Consider the following 17,324-nt stretch of genomic DNA (forward strand, 5'->3'; position numbering starts at 1 on the left):
TGTTGAATCGTGCCCTAGAGCTTAACATCCGTCACTAGTTATTCGCAGATTTCGATAGTCTTGATCCCAATCGTGCTGATCACACATTATTTGGACGACAATCTCCCGTTCCGTTTTATGACTTGATAGCAGTTTTGAAAGAAAAAAACCCGCCCTCCAAAGGAGAGCGGGCTTCTTACCACGAAGAATATAGCTAAACCTAAGTCAGAACGGAATATCGTCGTCCATCTCGTCGAAGCCGCCGCCTGCCGGTGCGCTCGGACGGCTTTGCGCGCCGCCGCCTGCACCGCCACGCGCTGCGCCGCCGGCACGACCGCCGCCGCCACCGCCACGTTCCATCTGCTCGCCACGGCCACCGCCGCCGCCACCACCGTAGCCGCCGCCGTAACCGCCTTCGTCACCGCCACCACCGCCGCCGCCGCCCGCACCGCGGCCGCCGAGCATCTGCATCTGGTCGGCGACGATTTCGGTCGAGTAACGATCCTGGCCGTCCTGACCCTGCCACTTGCGCGTGCGGATGCGGCCTTCGATATAGACCGACGAACCCTTCTTCAGGTATTCGCTGACGATTTCCGCCAGGCGACCGAAGAACGCGACGCGATGCCACTCGGTCATTTCCTTGAAATCGCCGCTCGCCTTGTCCTTGTAGCGGTCGGTCGTCGCGAGACGGATGTTCGCAACCGCGTCGCCGCTCGGCAGGTAACGGACTTCAGGATCGGCGCCGAGATTGCCGACGAGGATGACCTTGTTGACGGATGCCATGTGTTTCTCCAGTAAATTCGATGCCGGGCCGCCCGCTCATGCTGTCGGTGCGGCCCGCCGGGCAAGCCGGCGAAAGTCGCCGGGGCCTGCCCGAAGTGAGTTCAGGCCTTGCGCGGCGGCGCTTTCATGCTGGCCGCGATTATAAGCCACGCGGCAACGAGCCCCGAACACGTGTAGAAGACCGTATTGGCCCCACCGTGCTTCAGCAGCCAGCCGCCCACGATGCCGCCGAGCGCGAGCCCGACCGACTGCGTGGTGTTGTAAACACCCGTGGCCGCACCCTTGCGCGAACCGGGCGCGAGCTTCGACACAAGCGACGGCTGCGACGCTTCCAGGATATTGAAGCCGAGGAAGTAGACGAAAAGAACCGCCGCCACAATCAGGATGGTATGCGGCGCGCTGCCCAGCAGCAATTGGCCGATCAGGATAGCCAGGATGCCGCCGAGCAGCACCGGCTTCATCTTGCCCCGTTTTTCCGCGACGATGATCGCCGGGACCATCATCACGAACGCGAGCCCCATCACCGGCAGGTAGACCTTCCAGTGCGAGGCGACCGGCAGGCCGCCGTCGACGAGCAGGCGCGGCACGACGAGGAACAGCGCCGTCTGCGTCGCGTGCAGCACCAGCACGCCGAAGTTCAGGCGCAGCAGCTCGACGTTGTGCAGCACCTCGGCGAACGGCGCGGGCACGTGCACGGGCTTGGCCGCATCGGGCACGATCCACAGCACGACGCCGATCGCGAGGATCGACAGCACGCCGACGATCGCGAACAGCCCGCTCATCCCGACCCAGTGGAACACGATCGGCGCACCGACGATCGCGACCGCGAACGACACGCCGATCGAGCCGCCGACCATCGCCATCGCTTTCGTGCGGTTCTGCTCGGAGGTCAGGTCGGCGATGAACGCGAGCACCGCGGACGACACCGCGCCCATCCCCTGGATCACGCGGCCGACGATGATCCACGTGATGTCGTGCGCGGACGCGGCGACGAAGCTGCCGATCGCGAAGATCACGAGGCCGGTCGCGATCACCGGCTTGCGGCCGAACTTGTCGGACGCCCAGCCGTAGAAGATATAGAACAGCGACTGCGTGACGCCGTAGGCCCCGAGCGCGATGCCGACGAGCAGCACGTTGTCGCCGCCCGGGATGGTTTTCGCGTAGACCGAGAACACCGGCATGATCATGAACAGGCCGAGCATGCGCAGCGCGAAGATCGCCGCGAGCGACGTGGTCGCGCGCAATTCGGGCGCGGTCATGCGGGAAGACGTGGCAGACGGATTGGACATCGGGAATGAATTTCGAATGATCGGAATGTCCGCCCGACACCGGGCGGCGGAAGATCAGGACCAGCGGCCCGGGAGGCTTGGCCGGCAACACGTCGGGGCAGGATTCAGGCAGCCCGCAGGCCGCCCGGAACCGCGCGGCGCGGCCGCTGCGGCCACTTTTCCCGGCGCAGGCGCCATCTTGCTGCCACCTGCTGCTAAGGCTGGGGACCCCAAACGACGGCCTCGAAAAGCCGTTATAGTAGCAGGTTTGGTTCCCTCCATTTTCGCCAGGTTCATGGAACAGATCCGCATCCGTGGGGCGCGTACCCACAACCTGAAAAACGTCAATCTCGACCTGCCGCGCCACAAGCTGGTCGTGATTACCGGGTTGTCCGGATCGGGCAAGTCGTCGCTCGCGTTCGATACCCTTTATGCCGAGGGCCAGCGCCGCTACGTCGAAAGCCTGTCCGCGTATGCCCGCCAGTTCCTGCAGCTGATGGAGAAACCCGACGTCGACCTGATCGAAGGCCTGTCGCCGGCGATCTCGATCGAGCAGAAGGCGACGTCCCACAACCCGCGTTCGACCGTCGGCACGGTCACGGAAATCCACGACTACCTGCGACTTTTGTTCGCACGTGTCGGCACGCCGTACTGCCCCGACCACGACATCCCGCTTGAAGCGCAAAGCGTGTCGCAGATGGTCGACGCGGCGCTCGCGCTGCCCGAGGAAACCAAGCTGATGATCCTCGCGCCCGTCGTCGCGGACCGCAAGGGCGAGCATGCCGAGCTGTTCGAGGACATGCAGGCGCAGGGTTTCGTGCGCTTTCGCGTGCGCTCGGGCGGCGGCGCCGCGAACGAAGGCGTCGCGAAGATCTACGAGGTCGAGTCGCTGCCGAAGCTGAAGAAGAACGACAAGCACACGATCGACGTCGTCGTCGATCGTCTCAAGGTGCGCCCGGACATGAAGCAGCGCCTCGCCGAATCGTTCGAGACGGCGCTGCGCCTCGCCGACGGCCGCGCGATCGCGCTCGAGATGGATACCGATCGCGAGTACCTGTTCAGCTCGAAGTTCGCGTGCCCGATCTGCTCGTACTCGCTGCAGGAGCTCGAGCCGCGCCTGTTCTCGTTCAACAACCCGATGGGCGCGTGCCCGGAATGCGACGGCCTCGGCCAGATCACGTTCTTCGACCCGAAGCGGGTCGTCGCGCACCCGTCGCTGTCGCTCGCCGCCGGCGCCGTGAAAGGCTGGGACCGCCGCAACCAGTTCTACTTCCAGATGCTGCAGAGTCTCGCGGCGTTCTACGAATTCGACATCGACGCCGCGTTCGAGGATCTGCCGGAAAAGATCCGCAAGGTGCTGCTGTTCGGCTCGGGCAAGCAGACGATCCCGTTTTCGTACATCAACGAGCGCGGCCGCACGACGATCCGCGAGCACGTGTTCGAGGGGATCATCCCGAACCTCGAGCGCCGCTACCGCGAGACCGATTCGGTCGCGGTGCGTGAAGAGCTGTCGAAGTACCAGAACAACCAGCCGTGCCCGTCGTGCGACGGCACGCGCCTGCGCCGCGAAGCGCGCCACGTGCGGATCGGCACGGGCGACTACGCGCGCGGCATCTTCGAAATCAGCGGCTGGCCGCTGCGCGACGCGCTCGGCTATTTCGACGGCCTGTCGCTCGACGGCGCGAAGCGTGAGATCGCCGACAAGGTCATCAAGGAAATCGTCGCGCGCCTCACCTTCCTGAACAACGTCGGCCTCGACTACCTGTCGCTCGAGCGCAGCGCGGAAACCCTGTCGGGCGGCGAGGCGCAGCGCATCCGGCTCGCGTCGCAGATCGGCTCGGGCCTCACGGGCGTGATGTACGTGCTCGACGAGCCGTCGATCGGCCTGCACCAGCGCGACAACGACCGCCTGATCGCGACCCTCAAGCACCTGCGCGACCTCGGCAACTCGGTGATCGTCGTCGAGCACGACGAGGACATGATCCGCACGGCCGACTACGTCGTCGACATGGGTCCGGGCGCCGGCGAGCACGGCGGCGTGATCGTGGCCGAGGGCACGCCGAAGCAGGTGCAGTCGAACCCGCAGTCGCTCACCGGCCAGTACCTGCTCGGCAAACGCGTGATCGAGTACCCGGACGAGCGGCTCGCGCCCGATCCCGAGCGGATGCTGCGCATCGTCGACGCGCACGGCAACAACCTGAAGCACGTCGATCTGGAGCTGCCGGTCGGCCTGCTGACCTGCATCACCGGCGTGTCGGGCTCCGGCAAGTCGACGCTGATCAACGACACGCTGTATCACGCGGTCGCGCGCCACCTGTACGGCTCGTCGGCCGAGCCGGCGCCGCACGAGGCGATCGAGGGCCTCGAGCACTTCGACAAGGTGATCAACGTCGACCAGTCGCCGATCGGCCGCACGCCGCGCTCGAACCCGGCCACGTATACGGGCCTGTTCACGCCGATCCGCGAGCTGTTCTCGGGCGTGCCGACCTCGAAGGAGCGCGGCTACGATCCGGGCCGTTTCTCGTTCAACGTGAAGGGCGGCCGCTGTGAATCGTGCCAGGGCGACGGCGTGCTGAAGGTGGAAATGCACTTCCTGCCGGACGTCTACGTGCCGTGCGACGTGTGCCACGGCAAGCGCTACAACCGCGAAACGCTCGAAGTGCAGTACAAGGGCAAGAACATCAGCGAAGTGCTCGACATGACGGTCGAGCACGCGTACGAATTCTTCAGCGCGGTGCCGGTCATCGCGCGCAAGCTGAAGACGCTGCTCGACGTCGGCCTCGGCTACATCCGCCTCGGCCAGTCGGCCACGACGCTGTCGGGCGGCGAGGCGCAGCGCGTGAAGCTGTCGCTCGAGCTCTCCAAGCGCGACACCGGCCGCACGCTGTACATCCTCGACGAGCCGACCACCGGCCTGCACTTCCACGACATCGCCCTGCTGCTGGAAGTGATCCACCGGCTGCGCGACCAGGGCAACACGGTCGTGATCATCGAGCACAACCTCGACGTGATCAAGACGGCCGACTGGGTGATCGACCTCGGCCCCGAAGGCGGTGCCGGCGGCGGCCAGATCATCGCGCAGGGCACGCCCGAGCAGGTCGCGAAGACAAAGGCGAGCTTTACCGGCAAATACCTCGCGCCGCTGCTCAAGCGCACGGCCCGCAAGGTCGCGGCCGGCTGACGCGTCCCGCCTGCCTCCCTTCCCGCGCGCGGCCGCCCGGCCGCGCGCCCTTGCGCACCGCCGAACCGGCCCCTTCTCGTTTTCCCTCCTGCGTTTACACCATGCGCCAAACGGCCCGGTTGCGGACCATAATGGCAGCTATACTTTACGGTCGTAAGGTTCGCCGTACGCACCAATCCAGTGCGGCGCCGGGCGAACACGGCTCTGCCGCGCATTCCGCGGCATGACACACGAACGACAGGAATCCACGATGGAGAAGCAACCAGACTCGTCGCGCGATGCGCAGAATCGCGAACCGCACCTGCGCAGCGTGCGGCTGACGAGCGACTTCAGCCTGCCGAAGCTGTCGGCGCTCGAGATCGGCAGCTATGCGTTCGCGATCCTCGCGATGTGGCTCGTGATCGAACTCAAGCTGCTCGGCGGGCTGCTGGCCGGCCTGCTGGTCTACCAGCTGATCCACACGATCGCCCCCGTGATCGAACGCCACACCACGAGCATGCGCGCGCGCTGGGTCGCCGTCGTGCTGCTGTCGATCGCGATCGTCGGCGCGTTGACGGGCCTGACGATCGGCATCATCGAACACTTCGAGCGCACGGTGCCGAACCTGCAAAGCCTGCTCGACCAGCTGATGCAGATCGTCGAGCAGACCCGCGCCCGCACGCCGGCCTGGATCGCGAACCTGCTGCCCGTCGACGTCGAGCAGATGAAGACGAAGGCCGCCGTGCTGATGCACTCGCACATGGACCAGCTCCAGCAAAGCGGCAAGAGCGTCGCGCGCGGCTTCGGCCATGTGCTGTTCGGGATGATCATCGGCGCGATGATCGCGATCGGCGTCGAGCACGGCAAGGTGCGCCGGCCGCTGTCCACGGCGCTCGTCACGCGCGTGTCGCGCTTCGCCGACGCATTCCGCCGGATCGTGTTCGCGCAGATCAAGATCTCGGCGATCAACGCGGTGTTCACCGGCATCTACCTGCTCGTCGCGCTGCCGATCTTCCATCAGCGGCTGCCGCTGTCGAAAACGCTCGTGCTCGTCACGTTCATCGTCGGCCTGCTGCCCGTGATCGGCAACCTGATCTCGAACACGCTGATCGTCGCCGTGTCGCTATCGGTCAGCATGGGCACCGCGATCGCGTCGCTGGCGTTCCTCGTGATCATCCACAAGCTCGAATACTTCCTGAACGCGAAGATCATCGGCGGCCAGATCGAGTCGCGCGCGTGGGAGCTGCTGCTCGCGATGCTGATCATGGAGGCCGCGTTCGGGCTGCCGGGCGTGATCGCCGCGCCGATCTTCTACGCGTACCTGAAGCGCGAGCTGTACCTGCTGCGGCTGATCTGAAGCAGCCCGCCCGCCAAACAGCGATAAAAAAACGCCGCGCCCCGTAAAGGGCGCGGCGTTTTTGTTTGTGATTGCCCGCCAGCCGACGGCCGGCAATCGGCATTCAACACATCAGCGGAACACGACCGTCTTCGTCCCGTTCAGCACGATCCGGTGCTCGACGTGCCACTTCACCGCGCGCGCCAGCGTCACGCATTCGACGTCGCGGCCGATCGCGGTCAGCTGGTCGGGCGTCATGCTGTGGTCGACGCGCTCGACTTCCTGCTCGATGATCGGGCCTTCGTCGAGATCGGTCGTCACGTAGTGCGCGGTCGCGCCGATCAGCTTCACGCCGCGGTCGAACGCCTGGTAGTACGGCTTCGCGCCCTTGAAGCTCGGCAGGAACGAATGGTGGATGTTGATCGCGCGGCCGGCGAGCTGCTTGCACAGGTTCGGCGACAGGATCTGCATGTAGCGCGCGAGCACGACGAGATCGGCCTGGTGCTCGTCGATCACTTCCAGCACGCGCGCTTCCTGTGCGGCCTTCGCGGCATCCGACGAGCCGCCGATCAGCGGAAAGTGATGGAACGGGATGTTGTAGCTCGCGGCGAGCTGGTAGAACTCCTTGTGGTTCGACACGATCGCCGGGATCTCGATCGGCAGCTGGCCGGTGCGATAGCGGAACAGCAGGTCGTTCAGGCAGTGGCCGATCTTCGACACCATGATCACGACGCGCGGCTTCACGGCCGCGTCATGCAGCTCCCAGCGCATCGAGAACTGTTCGGCGAGCGGCGCGAATTCCTTGCGAAGCGTGTCGAGCGCCGTCGCGGCATCCGCGCCGCCGCCGTCCTGCTCGAAGTGCACGCGCATGAAGAATTCGCTGGTGCGGCTGTCGCCGAACTGCGCCGAATCGAGGATGTTGTTGCTGCGCTCGAACAGGAAGCCCGAGACCGCATGGACGATGCCGTGCCGGTCGGGGCACGACAGTTTCAAGATAAAGCTGTGATCGGTCGGCATGACCGCTACTCCCTTCGTTTCCGTATTCGTCAAATTGCCCGTTCGCGCCGCCAGGCTGCGTGCGCGGCACGCGTCACGCGGCCGGTGCGAACAGGGCGTCGATGCCCGCCGCGTCGGCCGCCGGGATCCAGCGGTGACGCAGCAGCGTGTCGAGCGTCGCGAGGCTCGCATCCATGGTCGCGCGGCCGGCGCGCAGCCAGCCGATCACCTCGGGCACGCCGGCCAGCAGGTGCTCGGCCACTTCGCCGTCCTGGTTGCGCGGCGCGAAGTCGCGCGGCAGCGGCAGGTCGTACACGAAGATCAGTTCGGACTGCGTGCCTTCCGGCAGCGAGCACAGCACCTGCACCGCGCGGCCCGCGATCGCGCGCGCGGCCAGTTCGGCCGGAATGCCGGCTTCTTCCCAGCATTCCTTCGCGAGCGTCTCGTGAACGCCCAAGCCCCAGCCGATTCCGCCGGCGACGACGTTGTCGAGCATGCCGGGGTCGGTTGCCTTGGTCTCGCTGCGGCGGCCGAGCCACATCTGCGGGACGGCCGCGGCGGACGGCTCGCCCGGTGCAACCGCATATTCTACGATGCCGTTCAGATGCACCGCGTAAGTCTGCGTGCCGAAGAAGCGCGATGCGGCGCGCTCGATGTACGCGAGCGGCGGATCGTCGAAGCGGTTGCGGATCGCGTAGATCTCGTCGCGCCAGCCGGGAATCGCGCCTTCGGCCGCGAGCGCCCCGATCGCGCTCGCCAGCGCCATGCTGCGTGCGTCGACCGAATCGTAGCGCGCCGACAGCACGACGCGCTCATCGGCCAGCTCGAACACGTCGGGCCACCGCGCCAGCATCGCGACGTCCTCACGGCGCACCCAGCCGACAGCCTGGCCGGCAATCTCGAAACGCAGGTGCGCAGCGGGATCGAAGCGGCGCGCAGCCGCAATGCACGGAAACGTCATCGTGTGTCAGTCCTTCAGCGCCACGCGGATGCCGATCGCGATGAACGTCGCGCCGGCGATCCGGTCGAGCCACACGCCGGCCTTCGGACGGCGCTTCAGCCATGCGCCGATCATGCCCGCGCCGACGCCGAACAGCGAGAAGACCGCGGCCGTCTGCAGCATGAACAGCGCGCCGAGTTCGAACATCTGCAGCGTGACGCTCTGCGCGCCGTGCGGATCGACGAACTGCGGCAGGAACACAACGAAGAACAGCGTGACCTTCGGGTTCATCAGGTTGCCGATCACGCTCTGCCGGAAGATCGTGCCGAGCGGCTGCGGCGGACGCGCGTGCGCATTCGAGAGCCCCTGGCTGCGCAGCGCCTTGATGCCGATCCACACGAGGTATGCGGCGCCCGCGAGCTTCAGGATCTGGAACGCGACCGGCGACGAACGCAGCACGGCCGCGACGCCGAGCGCCGCGAGCGTCGTGTGGAACAGGATCCCCGCCGTGAAGCCGAGCGCGGCGACGAAGCCGGCCGCGCGGCCTTGCGAGATGCCGCGTGCGAGCACCTGCAGGTTGTCGGGCCCCGGCGCGAACGTGATCGCGATCGACGTGGCGAGAAACAGCATGAAGTTGGGCATCGTGACCTCGCTGCGTAACGTGGAAGCTCAGGCTGGCCGGCGTTCAGTGGCCGGCGAATTCGGTGACGGTATAAACCGGCAGTCCCGCGTTGCGCAGCAGCGCCGAGCCGCCGAGATCGGGCAGGTCGATGATCGCCGCGCCTTCGACGACCTCCGCGCCGAGCCGCTGCAGCAGGTTGCGCCCCGCCATCATCGTGCCGCCGGTCGCGATCAGGTCGTCCATGATGATCACGCGGTCGCCGGGGCGGCACGCATCTTCATGAATCTCGACGGTCGCGCTGCCGTATTCGAGGTCGTACGATTCCGAGCGCGTCTTGTACGGCAGCTTGCCGACCTTGCGGATCGGCACGAAGCCGACGCTCAGTTCGTACGCGACGATCGGCGCGATGATGAAGCCGCGTGCATCGAGGCCCGCGACATAGTCGAGCTTCGCATCGACATAGCGCTCGACGAACAGGTCGACGAGGATGCGCAGCGCCTTCGGGCTCTGCAGCAGCGTCGTGATGTCGCGGAACATCACGCCCGGCTGCGGCCAGTCGGGCACCGTGCGGATCTGGCTGTGGATGAAGGCGACCGGATCGAGCGGTGCGCCCGACGACGAATGCGGCATGAAACTCTCCGAAAAAAACGGTGCGCGAAGATCGGGCACCGTTTCGAATAAATACGGGTCAGGTTATCAAACCAGCGCGGCTCAGGCGGCCGCGGCTGGCGGTTCGCGCCGATGGCGCGACAGCCGCTCCTCCGCGAGCGCGAGCGCCTCGGGCAGCCCGCGCAGCACGACGATGTCGCTCGCGCGCAGCTTGGTTTGCGGATCGGGTTCGACGCCGCGGATACCATGCCGGCGAATCGCCGTGACTTCGAGCCCGAGTGCATACAGCCCCAGTTCTTCCAGCGAACGCCCGACCGCGTCCGCGCGCGCATCGACCGGCACCGATTGTAGCCGCACCTGCTCGTGGTCGTCGTCGTCCGCGTCGTCCGCGCCGCGGAAATAGCCGCGCAGCAGGCTGTAGCGTTCGTCGCGCATCTCCTCGACGCGCCGCACGACCTTGCGCATCGGCACGCCGACCAGCACCAGCGTGTGCGACGCGAGCATCAGGCTGCCCTCGACGATCTCCGGAATCACCTCGGTCGCACCGGCTGCGAGCAGCTTCTCGAGATCGGCGTCGTCGACGGTGCGCACGATCGCGGGCAGCGTCGGCTCGAGTTCGTGCACGTGATGCAGCACGCGCAACGCGGACGGCGTGTTCGCATAGGTGATCGCCACCGCCGCCGCGCGGTGGATACCGGCCGCGAGCAGCGACTCGCGGCGCGCCGCGTCGCCGAACACGACCGATTCGCCGGCCGCCGCGGCCGCGCTCACGCGATCGGGGTCGAGGTCGAGCGCGACGTACGAAATGCCTTCCTGTTCGAGCATCCGCGCCAGGTTCTGCCCTGCACGGCCGTAGCCGCAGATGATCACGTGGCCGCGCTGCTTGAGGCTTTGCGTCGCGATCCGCGTCATCTGCAGCGACTGCTGCATCCATTCGGTCGACGACAGCCGCATCACGATCCGGTCGGCGTTCTGGATCAGGAACGGCGCCGCGAGCATCGACAGCAGCATCGACGCGAGGATCGCCTGCAGCAGCGTCGAATCGACGAGATGCCGGTCGAGGATCAGGTTCAGCAGCACGAAGCCGAATTCGCCGGCCTGCGCGAGCCCGATGCCGGTGCGCATCGCCACGCCCGGTGTCGCGCCGAACAGCCGCGCGAGCCCGGCGATCATCGTCCCCTTGAACAGGATCTGCCCGACGAAGAAACCGAGCACGAGCAACGGGTGCTCCCAGATCACGCGCGGGTCGAGCAGCATCCCGGTCGTCACGAAGAACAGGCCGAGCAGCACGTCGCGGAACGGCTTGATGTCCTCCTCCACCTGATGGCGGAACGGCGTCTCGGAGATCAGCATCCCCGCGATGAACGCGCCAAGCGCGAGCGACAGGCCGAAGCGGTCGGTGATGAATGCGGCGCCGAGCGTGACGAGCAGCAGGTTCAGCACGAACAGCTCCTGCGAGCGGCGCCGTGCGACGACGTTGAGCCAGCGCGTCATGAAACGCTGGCCGATGACCAGCAGCAGCGTGAGCGCGATCACGATCTTGACGGCCGCGAAGCCGAGCGTGATCGCGAGGTCCTTCGACGATTCGGCGCCGAACGCGGCGATCACGATCAGCAGCGGCACCACCGCGAGATCCTGGAACAGCAGCACGCCGAAGATGTTGCGGCCGTGCTCGGTCTCGATCTCGAGCCGCTCGGCGAGCATCTTCGACACGATCGCCGTCGACGACATCGCGAGCGCGCCGCCGAGCGCGATGCTGCCCTGCCACGTGATGTGCACCCAGTGCTCGAACAGCATGCCCAGCACGAGCGCGAGCACGAGGGTCGCGACGACCTGCAGCAGCCCGAGCCCGAACACGAGCCGCTGCATCGCCCTCAGCTTCGCCAGCGAGAACTCGAGGCCGATCGAAAACATCAGGAACACCACGCCGAATTCCGCGAGATGCTCGGCCCGCTCCAGATCCGCCGCGATGCCGAACGCATGCGGGCCGACCAGGATGCCGACGGTCAGGTAGCCGAGCATCGGCGGCAGGTTCAACGAGCGGAATACGACGACGCCCACCACTGAGGCCAGCAGCAGCAGCAGGGTCATTTCGAGCGGGGAAATCACGGGCGAAGCGTCCTCGTTCGTCGGGGCCACGGCAATGCGGGCGCGGGTGGTGGCGGTGGTCAGGCGACCTCGGACGAGTCCGAAGGCCCGGCGCGGCGAACAAACGCCTTTGCTATACTCCGCGCATGATAGCGAAAATCAATGATGACCGGGCGCTCGCGCTCGCCCGCGACGTGCTCGACATCGAGGCGGACGCCGTGCGCGCGCTGCGCGACCAGCTCGACGGCGGCTTCGTCCAGGCCGTCGCGCTGCTGCTCGGCTGCCGCGGCCGCGTGGTGGTGTCCGGTATCGGCAAATCGGGGCATATCGCCCGCAAGATCGCGGCCACGCTGGCCAGCACCGGCACGCCGGCCTTCTTCGTCCACCCGGCCGAGGCCAGCCACGGCGACCTCGGGATGGTCACCTCCGACGACGTCTTCATCGGCATCTCCTATTCCGGCGAATCGGAAGAACTCGTGGCGATCCTGCCGCTCGTGAAGCGGATCGGCGCGAAGCTGATCGCGATCACGGGCCGCGCGGAATCGAGCCTCGGCACGCTCGCCGACGTGAACCTGAACGCCGCGGTCTCGAAAGAGGCCTGTCCGATGAACCTCGCGCCCACGGCGAGCACGACCGCCGCGCTCGCGCTCGGCGACGCGCTCGCCGTGGCGGTGCTCGACGCGCGCGGCTTCGGCTCGGAAGATTTCGCGCGCTCGCACCCGGGCGGCGCACTCGGCCGGCGCCTGCTCACCTACGTGCGCGACGTGATGCGCTCGGGCGACGACGTCCCGTCCGTCGGGCTCGACGCGACGCTGTCGGACGCCCTGTTCCAGATCACCGCGAAGCGCCTCGGCATGACCGCCGTGGTCGACGCCGGCGGCAAGGTCGCGGGCATCTTCACCGATGGCGACCTGCGCCGCGTGCTCGCGCGCGACGGCGACTTCCGCACGCTGCCGATCACCGACGTGATGACGCGCGACCCGCGCACGGTTGCACCGGATCACCTGGCGGTCGAGGCCGTGGAACTGATGGAGCGCCACCGGATCAACCAGATGCTGGTGGTCGATGCCGACGGCGTGCTGATCGGCGCGCTGAACATGCACGACCTGTTTTCGAAGAAGGTGATCTGATGAGCGCAGCGCTGACTGCGGCCGAACGCGCGAGCCGCGTGAAGCTGATGATTTTCGACGTCGACGGTGTGCTGACCGACGGCGGCCTGCTGTTTACCGCGGCCGGCGACGCGATGAAGTCGTTCAATTCGCTCGACGGCCACGGCGTGAAGCTGCTCGGCGAAGCCGGCATCGCGACCGCGATCATCACGGGCCGTCGCTCGGAGATCGTCGCGGCACGTGCGAAGGAAATGAAGATCGCGCACCTGTTCCAGGGCGTCGAGAACAAGCTCACCGTGTTCACCGACCTGATCGCGTCGCTCGGCCTCACCGCCGACCAGTGCGGCTACATGGGCGACGACTGGCCCGACCTGCCCGTGATGCTGCGCTGCGGCTTCGCGACGGCCCCCGCGAACGCGCACCCCGAGGTGATCGCCCGCGCGCACTGGGTGGCCGAGGCCCGCGGCGGCCACGGCGCCGTCCGTGAAGTCTGCGACGCGATCCTGCGCGCGCAGCGCCGCTACGACGCGCTGCTCGCGGCCGCCTGCGGAGCCTGACGGATGAACACGCATTTCCGCTGGACCCAGTTGCTGCCGCTCGTCGCGGTCGCCGCGCTCGCGGGCATCACCTGGTGGCTGCTGCAGGCCACGCTGCCGCCGCCCGGCGAGGGCACCGTGCAGCCGAAGCGCCACACGCCCGACTATTTCGCCGACAACTTCTCGGTCACCGAGCTCGACCAGTCGGGCGCGACCCAGTACCGGCTGACGGCCGCGAAGCTGATCCATTACGAAGACACCGAAGACAGCGACCTGACCGATCCGGCCATGCGCGCGTTCCAGCCCGGCAAGCCGGTCGTGACGACCACCTCGAAGCGCGGCACCGTCAACGGCGACGTGTCGATCGTCGACCTGTACGACGACGCGCGCATCCTGCGTGCGGCCGGCGGCGGCGATCCGCAGATGCAGGCTGATTCCCAGCATTTCCGGATCTTCGTCAATGACGATGTGATCCAGACCGAAAAGCCGGTTAAACTTCAGCGCGGCCTGTCGCTCGTCAACGCGACCGACGGCATGAAGTACAACAACGTCACCCGGGTCATCGAGCTCTACGGCAACGTGCGCGGCACGATCGCCGCGCAGGACACGTCCGGCGGCTCGAAAGGTCAACCCAAGTGACGCATCCCTCACGTGACTGCATGAACGAATCGTTCCCTCGACAGATTTCCGGCGGCGCTGCGCGCGCCGTCCGCGCCGCGCTTGCCGCGACGCTCGTGGCGCTCCCGCTGGTCGGGCTGGCGCCGCTCGCCCATGCCGAGAAGGCCGACCAAAGCAAGCCGATCAACGTCGAGGCCGACAACCTGACCTATGACGACCTGAAGCAGGTCACGGTCGCGACCGGCAACGTCGTGATCACGAAGGGCACGATCATCATCAAGGGCGATCGCGTCGAAGTGCGCCAGGACCCGGAAGGCTATCAGTACGCCACTTCGTTCGGCAGCGGCAAGAAGCACGCGACGTTCCGCCAGAAGCGCGAAGGCCTCGACGAGTACATCGACGGCGACGCCGAGCGCATCGACTACGACGGCAAGCAGGACCTGACCACGCTGACCACCGCCGCGACCGTGCGCCGCCTGCAGGGTACGTCGACCGTCGCCGATACCGTGCACGGCAGCGTGATCACGTACGACGGCCAGCGCGACTTCTACACCGCGAAGGGCGGCAAGGACGTCGCCGCGCCGGGCAACCCGAACGGCCGCGTGCGCGCGATGCTGTCGCCGAAGAACGGCGGCCCCGCGCCGCTGAACGGCGCGCCGGCAAAGCTGTCGCCGTCGACCACGATCCAGGGGGCGCCGGGCCAATGAACGCGCTACCGAACCGCCAGCCGGCCGGCACGACGAGCTCGCTCGTCGTCCGCAACCTGAAGAAGCGCTACGGCTCGCGCACGGTCGTCAAGGACGTGTCGCTCGACGTGAAGAGCGGCGAAGTCGTCGGCCTGCTCGGCCCGAACGGCGCCGGCAAGACCACGTCGTTCTACATGATCGTCGGCCTGGTGCCGCTCGACGCCGGCGAGATCTCGCTGAACGGCAGCTCGATCAGCCTGCTGCCGATCCACAAGCGCGCCTCGCTCGGCCTGTCGTACCTGCCGCAGGAAGCGTCCGTGTTCCGCAAGCTGACCGTCGAGGAGAACATCCGCGCGGTACTCGAGCTGCAGCACGGCGAAGACGGCAAGCGGCTGTCGAAGGACGCGATCTCGTCGCGCGCCGAAGCGCTGCTCGACGAGCTGCAGATCGCCCACCTGCGCGAGAATCCCGCGCTGTCGCTGTCGGGCGGCGAACGGCGCCGGGTCGAAATCGCGCGCGCGCTCGCCACCAACCCGAACTTCATCCTGCTCGACGAACCGTTCGCCGGCGTCGACCCGATCGCGGTGCTCGAGATCCAGAAGATCGTCAAGTTCCTGAAGCAGCGCAACATCGGCGTGCTGATTACCGATCACAACGTCCGCGAAACGCTCGGCATCTGCGACCACGCCTACATCATCAGCGACGGCTCGGTGCTCGCCGCCGGTGCGCCGAGCGAAATCATCGAAAACGAAAGCGTACGCCGCGTGTACCTCGGCGAACACTTCCGGATGTAACTCCTCCTCGTGGCTGGCTGCACCCCGCCCGGCGTCGCCGCGCGGGGCCGCGCCCCGCTTCGCGGCCATGCCCGCGGCCGGGCGGCGCGCCGCGCGTAATCGCGGATGGCTCAACGCGCCTGGGTCGTGGCAAACTGCCGGTATGACTCCCTCCTTGCCATGAAAGCCAGCCTTCAACTCCGCCTGTCGCAACATCTGGCGCTGACGCCCCAGCTACAGCAGTCGATCCGGCTCCTGCAGTTGTCGACGCTCGAATTGCAGCAGGAAGTCGCGATGGCCGTCGCGCAGAACCCGCTGCTCGAGAACGAGGATGAATGGATCGCGAGCCCGCTGCGTGTCGCTGCGGACGGATCGCTGATCGCGCAGACGCCTCCCGCGCAGAACACCGAGCCCGCTGCGACCAACGGCAGCGGTTCGTCGAGCGATCGTGCCGAACGCGACGAGCCGGCCGGCGCGGACGAATACGACGGTTATGCATCCGGCGACGGCAACGACGGCCCGCAGTGGAACCTCGACGAATACGGCCGCTCGAGCGGCGCATCCGACGACGACGACCTCCCGCCGCTGCAGGTCCAGGAAGCGGCGACGTCGCTGCGCGACCACCTGTCCGCGCAATTGCGCGTCACGCAGGCCGGCCCGCGCGACCGCGCGCTCGTGATGTTCCTGATCGAATCGCTCGACGACGACGGTTACCTGACCGCCACGCTCGATGAAGTGCTCGCCGACCTGCCGCCCGAGCTGGAAATCGACTGCGACGAACTGAACGCGGCGCTCGCGCTGCTGCACAGCTTCGATCCGGCCGGGGTCGGTGCCCGCTCGGCATCCGAATGCCTGAAGCTCCAGTTGCTGCGCCTCGATCCGTCCCCGACACGCACGCTCGCGCTCGAGATCGTGTCGCAGCATCTCGAGCTGCTCGCCGCCCGCGACTTCACGCGGCTGCGCAAGCACCTGAAGGCGAGCGACGACGCGCTGCGCGACGCGCACACGCTGATCCGCTCGCTGGAGCCGTTCCCCGGCGCCGCGTACGGCAAGGCCGAGGCCGACTACGTCGTGCCCGACATCATCGTGAAGAAAGCCGGCCAAGGATGGCTCGCGGAGCTCAATCCGGAGGTCGTGCCGCGCCTGCGGATCAACAACCTTTACGCGAACATCCTGCGCAACAGCCGCGGCGATCCGTCGGCCGGTTCGCTCAAGCAGCAGCTCCAGGAAGCACGCTGGCTGATCAAGAATATCCAGCAGCGTTTCGACACGATCCTGCGTGTCGCGCAGGCCATTGTCGAGCGTCAAAAGAACTTCTTTGCGCACGGTGAAATTGCCATGCGCCCCTTGGTTTTGCGGGAAATAGCTGATACGCTGGGCCTACACGAGTCGACTGTCAGCCGTGTGACAACCGGGAAGTACATGCTGACCCCGTTCGGGACGCTTGAATTTAAGTACTTCTTCGGATCTCACGTCTCGACCGACACCGGTGGCGCCGCTTCGTCGACAGCCATCCGAGCCCTCATCAAGCAACTGATAGGAGCTGAAGACCCTAAATCGCCACTTTCGGACAGCCGCATTGCCGAGCTGCTGGCAGAACAGGGATTCGTGGTCGCGCGCCGCACGGTTGCGAAGTATCGCGAAGCCCTCAAGATCCCGGCAGTGAATCTGCGCAAGTCTCTTTAAGCCTGCTGCCTGCCCGGCGGCAGGCGTGTCCCGACCACCGCGCACACGGGGAACAGGCCGGGCGACCTGTCCGCGATACGCCGCCTTCGTGCGGCACGGGCAAGTCGACCGGAGCGCCGCCTCGATGCGGCCGGG

The 17,324-nt window shown here is 66.8% G+C and carries 15 protein-coding genes; 8 read left to right on the forward strand and 7 right to left on the reverse strand.

Annotation, left to right across the window (positions count from 1 at the left end; translation table 11 throughout):
• Positions 1-204: 204 nt before the first annotated feature.
• Together LGM89_RS12985 and LGM89_RS12990 are read right to left on the reverse strand one after the other, a co-directional pair.
• Positions 205-762, reverse strand: coding sequence for a single-stranded DNA-binding protein (locus LGM89_RS12985; protein WP_059233184.1), 558 nt, complete (start codon positions 760-762; stop codon positions 205-207).
• Between the two features lie 101 nt (positions 763-863).
• The gene (locus tag LGM89_RS12990) at positions 864-2,051 is read right to left on the reverse strand and encodes an MFS transporter (RefSeq protein ID WP_089426342.1); all 1,188 of its coding nucleotides are present in this window, start codon (positions 2,049-2,051) and stop codon (positions 864-866) included.
• Between the two features lie 274 nt (positions 2,052-2,325).
• Here LGM89_RS12990 and uvrA point away from each other — a divergent pair, with 274 nt between their 5' ends.
• Entirely contained in the window at positions 2,326-5,211 is a 2,886-nt protein-coding gene (uvrA, locus tag LGM89_RS12995; RefSeq protein ID WP_089426343.1) for an excinuclease ABC subunit UvrA, read from the forward strand.
• Between the two features lie 250 nt (positions 5,212-5,461).
• Positions 5,462-6,547: an AI-2E family transporter gene (locus LGM89_RS13000; RefSeq protein WP_179243660.1), complete on the forward strand. Its 1,086-nt coding sequence runs from the start codon at positions 5,462-5,464 to the stop codon at positions 6,545-6,547.
• A gap of 111 nt (positions 6,548-6,658) precedes the next feature.
• Here the strand turns inward: LGM89_RS13000 and purU are convergent, their stop codons facing one another.
• From purU to LGM89_RS13025, 5 genes are all read right to left on the reverse strand, one after another.
• Positions 6,659-7,543 (reverse strand): formyltetrahydrofolate deformylase, encoded by an 885-nt coding sequence (gene purU, locus LGM89_RS13005; protein WP_175237339.1) that lies wholly within the window; start codon positions 7,541-7,543, stop codon positions 6,659-6,661.
• Between the two features lie 73 nt (positions 7,544-7,616).
• Positions 7,617-8,483: an NUDIX hydrolase gene (locus LGM89_RS13010; protein WP_089495658.1), complete on the reverse strand. Its 867-nt coding sequence runs from the start codon at positions 8,481-8,483 to the stop codon at positions 7,617-7,619.
• Positions 8,484-8,489: 6 nt separating this feature from the next.
• A complete protein-coding gene (locus tag LGM89_RS13015; RefSeq protein ID WP_059233178.1) occupies positions 8,490-9,104 on the reverse strand; it encodes a LysE family translocator in 615 nt (204 codons plus the stop codon).
• 43 nt (positions 9,105-9,147) lie between these two features.
• Positions 9,148-9,714, reverse strand: a complete 567-nt coding sequence (locus LGM89_RS13020; RefSeq protein WP_011353218.1) for an adenine phosphoribosyltransferase — start codon at positions 9,712-9,714, stop codon at positions 9,148-9,150.
• Between the two features lie 81 nt (positions 9,715-9,795).
• A complete protein-coding gene (locus LGM89_RS13025; RefSeq protein WP_089495661.1) occupies positions 9,796-11,802 on the reverse strand; it encodes a monovalent cation:proton antiporter family protein in 2,007 nt (668 codons plus the stop codon).
• A 125-nt stretch (positions 11,803-11,927) separates the two neighbouring features.
• Here LGM89_RS13025 and kdsD point away from each other — a divergent pair, with 125 nt between their 5' ends.
• The 6 genes from kdsD to LGM89_RS13055 all read left to right on the forward strand — a co-directional run bounded on the left by kdsD (position 11,928) and on the right by LGM89_RS13055 (position 17,189).
• On the forward strand, positions 11,928-12,911 hold the full coding sequence (kdsD, locus tag LGM89_RS13030; RefSeq protein WP_039345999.1) for an arabinose 5-phosphate isomerase KdsD: 984 nt from the start codon (positions 11,928-11,930) through the stop codon (positions 12,909-12,911).
• Positions 12,911-13,447, forward strand: coding sequence for a KdsC family phosphatase (locus LGM89_RS13035; RefSeq protein ID WP_089426347.1), 537 nt, complete (start codon positions 12,911-12,913; stop codon positions 13,445-13,447). Before kdsD ends, LGM89_RS13035 begins: the two co-directional genes overlap by 1 nt.
• Positions 13,448-13,450: 3 nt before the next feature.
• Positions 13,451-14,065, forward strand: a complete 615-nt coding sequence (lptC, locus tag LGM89_RS13040) for an LPS export ABC transporter periplasmic protein LptC (protein ID WP_089441038.1) — start codon at positions 13,451-13,453, stop codon at positions 14,063-14,065.
• A 20-nt stretch (positions 14,066-14,085) separates the two neighbouring features.
• Entirely contained in the window at positions 14,086-14,751 is a 666-nt protein-coding gene (gene lptA, locus LGM89_RS13045) for a lipopolysaccharide transport periplasmic protein LptA (protein ID WP_089441039.1), read from the forward strand.
• Positions 14,748-15,524: an LPS export ABC transporter ATP-binding protein gene (gene lptB / locus LGM89_RS13050; protein WP_039346017.1), complete on the forward strand. Its 777-nt coding sequence runs from the start codon at positions 14,748-14,750 to the stop codon at positions 15,522-15,524. The genes lptA and lptB overlap by 4 nt, the downstream gene beginning before the upstream one ends.
• A 159-nt stretch (positions 15,525-15,683) precedes the next feature.
• Complete coding sequence (locus LGM89_RS13055; protein ID WP_226273173.1) at positions 15,684-17,189, forward strand: RNA polymerase factor sigma-54; 1,506 nt, start codon at positions 15,684-15,686, stop codon at positions 17,187-17,189.
• The last annotated feature ends 135 nt before the right edge of the window (positions 17,190-17,324 follow it).

Origin of the sequence: Burkholderia sp. AU31624, assembly GCF_020420065.1 — a bacterium.
In the GTDB taxonomy this organism is placed as follows: domain Bacteria; phylum Pseudomonadota; class Gammaproteobacteria; order Burkholderiales; family Burkholderiaceae; genus Burkholderia.